Source organism: Bacillus luti, from assembly GCF_009739945.1.
Lineage (GTDB): Bacteria > Bacillota > Bacilli > Bacillales > Bacillaceae_G > Bacillus_A > Bacillus_A luti.
On sequence record NZ_CP040336.1, the window covers coordinates 4,837,501 to 4,842,500 of the forward strand.

Annotated in this window: 4 protein-coding genes, 2 rRNA genes and 1 pseudogene (2 of these 7 only partly in view); 4 read left to right on the forward strand and 3 right to left on the reverse strand. The window is 37.8% G+C overall.

Features of this window, described 5'->3' with window-relative positions; all coding sequences use genetic code 11:
• Positions 1-139, forward strand: partial view of a glycosyltransferase gene (locus tag EUC40_RS24320; protein WP_156576803.1) — the final stretch only. Its footprint begins 1,793 nt before the window's first position; 139 of the gene's 1,932 nt are visible here — the last part of the coding sequence; the start codon falls outside the window, past its left edge; its stop codon occupies positions 137-139.
• 65 nt (positions 140-204) lie between these two features.
• Complete coding sequence (locus EUC40_RS24325) at positions 205-981, forward strand: class I SAM-dependent methyltransferase (protein ID WP_156576804.1); 777 nt, start codon at positions 205-207, stop codon at positions 979-981.
• 40 nt (positions 982-1,021) lie between these two features.
• Here EUC40_RS24325 and EUC40_RS24330 read toward each other — a convergent pair whose 3' ends face one another.
• On the reverse strand, positions 1,022-1,966 hold the full coding sequence (locus EUC40_RS24330) for an NAD-dependent epimerase/dehydratase family protein (RefSeq protein ID WP_156576805.1): 945 nt from the start codon (positions 1,964-1,966) through the stop codon (positions 1,022-1,024).
• A gap of 203 nt (positions 1,967-2,169) precedes the next feature.
• Here EUC40_RS24330 and EUC40_RS27090 point away from each other — a divergent pair.
• Positions 2,170-2,344, forward strand: a pseudogene (locus EUC40_RS27090) (sulfotransferase family 2 domain-containing protein); the annotation flags it as partial.
• Between the two features lie 67 nt (positions 2,345-2,411).
• On the forward strand, positions 2,412-3,488 hold the full coding sequence (locus EUC40_RS24335) for a glycosyltransferase WbsX family protein (protein WP_156576806.1): 1,077 nt from the start codon (positions 2,412-2,414) through the stop codon (positions 3,486-3,488).
• Between the two features lie 14 nt (positions 3,489-3,502).
• Here EUC40_RS24335 and rrf read toward each other — a convergent pair.
• Positions 3,503-3,618, reverse strand: a 5S ribosomal RNA gene (gene rrf, locus EUC40_RS24340).
• 49 nt (positions 3,619-3,667) lie between these two features.
• Positions 3,668-5,000 (reverse strand): 23S ribosomal RNA (locus EUC40_RS24345) (it continues 1,589 nt past the right edge of the window).

Genomic DNA, 5,000 nt, shown 5'->3' on the forward strand with positions numbered 1-5,000 from the left:
AACAGAAGATTCATATTCTCATTACAATGAAGTTGTACAAATGCAGAATTTTATTAAAGAGAACTTCACTATTGACGATATTTCTAAAATGAAGATGTATACATATAGAAAATACCTGAAAACATACTTGGAAATTTAGCCTTGAACTTTCTTCACTATTCGCAGTTCTCATAAGGCGTTACTATTATTTAGGGGGAATACTCTTTGAAAGAATTTATAGAGGAAAATAAAAACTTAATTTCTCAAATTGCACACAACTACAATGTAAATGCAAATATCCATCCTGAGGATCACATTTTTCAGTTCCTTGTTACTAATCCCGTCTTTCCTTCTAAAAAAGAAGCGATAGATTATTATTTTAACGATGGGCAAAACTCAGCACAAATACTCTTAGACTTAATTACTTCCTTTTATCCTCCTACAGACAATCCAATTAAATTATTAGAGTTCGCATCTGGATATGGTTGCGTAACACGCCATTTATTAAATCTACAAGCGAACTTGAATATAACTGCTTGTGATATACACGAAAAAGCTATTACTTTCATTGAAAACACATTAAATCATTCTTCTATATTATCTCATCCTGAACCTGAACATTTAAAATTGGCAGCTTCTACGTATGATATTGTTTTTTGTCTATCCTTTTTTTCTCACATGCCCGATACAACTTGGTTTCGTTGGCTTCAAACATTGTATAGTGCTGTTTCACCTGGTGGTTTATTCATTTTTACAACTCATGGATATCAAAGTAAAAAATACTTCGGCTTTCCAAACTTAAACGAACAGGGATATTGGTTTCTCTCTTCTAGTGAACAATTTGATTTAGATGTTAATCAATACGGGCAAATGATAGTTAGTCCCTCTTACGTATGTAGCAAAATTAAATTATTACCCTATAACCCTATTATTAAAAGATTCACTGAAGGCTTTTGGTGGGAACATCAGGACCTATGGGTAATAAAAAAAGAAGAAAAATAATAAACCGTGCTCTACTTATACATAAGTAGAGCACGGTTTATTATTTTTTACTACATAAGAACTCTTCAATCCATAGTTTATTTAACCTAATTCCATTTTTGAAATCTATTTTGGGTTCCCAATTAAATTCTTGTTTCACCTTATCTATATTTAAAATGATTTTTTGAACATTTTCTTGTTTTGGTTTATAACAGATAAAGTCTACTTTTCTTTCTGTTATTTTCTCCAATTCCACTATAATTCGTTTTAAAGAAAGACCTTTTCCACTTCCTATATTATATACATAAGATTTCAATCGATTTAATTGTGATAGTTGTATAGTAATTTCAACTAAATCATCAATATAAATATAGTCTCTAATAATCTCTTGTGGATTCCCATATATATTAATCCTTTCATTACTAAGATGTTGGTACAAAAAACAATTTATTGCTCCAACTTTCTTTAAAGGATTCTGATATTTTCCATATGGATTAGAATATCTACATACAACATATTCTATCCCATATTTTTTCTTATAAAAATACAAATAATTTTCAAGCGAAACTTTCGTTATTCCATATGGAGAAAGTGGTTTTAATGGGTGCTCCTCATCAATAGGCACATATTCAGGTTCACCATAAACCGTGCCTCCAGAAGATGCAAATACAATTTTTTTAATACGAAAATCTTTCACACTTTCCATGAAATTAAGAAAAAAAAAGCTACTTTTAATATCTCCGAAAATATCTTCAATTGAAGTTGCTACATTAGACGTCGCAGCTAAATAAATAATGATATCTACATCCACTAAAGCTTTACATATGTCTTCAACATTTTCTAAATCACCCTTAATGAATTCAATTTCATTTGTAATATTTTGAGGAAAATTATTTATACGCCTGGAAAATACTTTTACATTTTGCCCCCGTTCTAATAAGCCCAATGTGAGGTTGATGCCAATGAAACTATTTCCACCTACTATTAAATAGTTATTCTTCCTCATAATATCCTCTCTCTAATAATAAAATTTTTATCCGCCACACCAACTTGATCATTCCTATTATTTACCCTCTTGTAATTGTATGCCCTGTATAAATTTTCATTATCTTTATTTTAGAATCGCTATCTTATATAAGCTGTCTGAAAAAACACTCATACTATTTACTCATCACCAAGAATATAGTGTATTAATAAAAAAGAACTTTTCGCACTCATAAGATGCTTTAAACAGCAAGCTATATAGAACTTAGTATGAAAGATGAAGCCTTTCCCCGTTTTTCAACATATGAAAGCTTTTACTCCAAAGAAACAATGGGTTTAGTTACAGAAATATATGCAAAAAAATTTTGAAACATATCCATACATGAGAGGAATATTTTAAATCTATACATCCTTCTTAGTATCATCTCTCCATATATGAAGAAGAGACAATAAAGGAGCGATAAAACTTGAAAATCATTGCCTTTTACTTACCTCAATTTCACCAAATAAAAGAAAATAATCAGTGGTGGGGTAAGGGGTTTACAGAATGGACCAATACTAAAAGTGCACGCCCTTTATTTCCAGGGCATTATCAGCCAAGAGAACCTTATCAAGATTTTTATTACGACTTAACAATTCCCTCCGTAAGAAAATGGCAAGTTGAAATCGCCAAAGCATACGGCATATATGGTTTTTGTTATTATCACTACTGGTTCAAAGGTAAGAGGTTATTAGAAACACCTTTTAATGAAGTACTTAAGACGGGTGAACCAGATTTTCCATTTTGCCTTTCTTGGGCAAATGAACCATGGACAAAAACTTGGGATGGTCTCGATAAGCATATATTAATGCCTCAAGATTATGGTGGTGTATCAGATTGGAAAGAGCACTTTGAATACTTATTACAAGCATTCAAAGATAAAAGATATATTCGGATAGATGGTAAGCCCCTATTCATTATTTATCGTCCCGGACATATTCCTAATTGTGAGAAGATGCTTAATTACTGGGATACACTAGCACAAGAAAATGGTTTAAAAGGTATATTCTTTGTAGAAACACTAAATAGCTTTCCAATTCCACATATAAATAGATTCGATGCTAGTATTCAATTTGAACCATTTTATACAATCGCCCATGATAGCTCTTCCGACATAAATAAAACAATACATGAATCAGGTATGCTATTAAATGCTTGGGACTACGATAAAGTATGGATGTATATATTAAAACGATCCCCTCCAAAGAAAAAAACATTCCCTGGAGCGTTCGTTGATTGGGATAACACTGCACGACGCAAAAATTCAAATAGCAGCATTTTTATAGGTTCTACACCTGAAAAGTTCACAATATATTTAAGCAAGCAAATTCACCGTACATACGCTCTTTATAACAGCGAATTTCTATTTATTAATGCATGGAATGAATGGGCAGAAGGAACCTACTTAGAACCAGATCAAAAATATGGATTTTCCTATTTAGAAGCCGTTCAAAAAGCAATTGCTAGAGGTATGAAAGCATACAAAAAAGACGAGTCATTCTGACTCGTCTTAAAGTTGCTTGGCGACGTCCTACTCTCACAGGGACAAGGTCCCAACTACCATCGGCGCTAGAGAGCTTAACTTCCGTGTTCGGTATGGGAACGGGTGTGACCTCTCTGCCATCATCACCAAACTATGAAGGCATATTCCTTCAAAACTAGATAACATTTGCTACATATTATATGGTTAAGTCCTCGATCTATTAGTATTCGTCAGCTCCACATGTCACCATGCTTCCACCTCGAACCTATCAACCTGATCATCTTTCAGGGATCTTACTAGCTTACGCTATGGGAAATCTCATCTTGAGGGGGGCTTCATGCTTAGATGCTTTCAGCACTTATCCCTTCCGCACATAGCTACCCAGCTATGCCCTTGGCAGAACAACTGGTACACCAGCGGTGCGTCCATCCCGGTCCTCTCGTACTAAGGACAGCTCCTCTCAAATTTCCTACGCCCACGACGGATAGGGACCGAACTGTCTCACGACGTTCTGAACCCAGCTCGCGTACCGCTTTAATGGGCGAACAGCCCAACCCTTGGGACCGACTACAGCCCCAGGATGCGATGAGCCGACATCGAGGTGCCAAACCTCCCCGTCGATGTGGACTCTTGGGGGAGATAAGCCTGTTATCCCCGGGGTAGCTTTTATCCGTTGAGCGATGGCCCTTCCATGCGGAACCACCGGATCACTAAGCCCGACTTTCGTCCCTGCTCGACTTGTAGGTCTCGCAGTCAAGCTCCCTTATGCCTTTGCACTCTACGAATGATTTCCAACCATTCTGAGGGAACCTTTGGGCGCCTCCGTTACACTTTAGGAGGCGACCGCCCCAGTCAAACTGCCCACCTGACACTGTCTCCCGGGTCGATAAGACCCGTAGGTTAGAATTTCAATACAGTCAGGGCGGTATCCCACCAGCGCCTCCACCGAAGCTAGCACTCCGGTTTCAATGGCTCCCGCCTATCCTGTACAAACTGTACCAAAATTCAATATCAGGCTACAGTAAAGCTCCACGGGGTCTTTCCGTCCTGTCGCGGGTAACCTGCATCTTCACAGGTACTATAATTTCACCGAGTCTCTGGTTGAGACAGTGCCCAAATCGTTACACCTTTCGTGCGGGTCGGAACTTACCCGACAAGGAATTTCGCTACCTTAGGACCGTTATAGTTACGGCCGCCGTTTACTGGGGCTTCAGTTCAGAGCTTCGCTTACGCTAACCCCTCTCCTTAACCTTCCAGCACCGGGCAGGTGTCACCCCCTATACTTCGCCTTACGGCTTCGCAGAGAGCTGTGTTTTTGCTAAACAGTCGCTTGGGCCTATTCACTGCGGCTTTCCGTTAAGAAAGCACCCCTTCTCCCGAAGTTACGGGGTCATTTTGCCGAGTTCCTTAACCAGAGTTCTCTCGCACACCTTAGGATTCTCTCCTCGCCTACCTGTGTCGGTTTGCGGTACAGGCACCTTTTATCTCGCTAGAAGCTTTTCTTGGCAGCGGGGAATCAAAGACTTCGCTCCA

What these genes read in the sequence shown, in the direction of transcription:
- EUC40_RS24330 (WP_156576805.1), bottom strand. Translation starts at nt 1,966, where the DNA reads ATGAGGAAGAATAACTATTTAATAGTAGGTGGAAATAGTTTCATTGGC.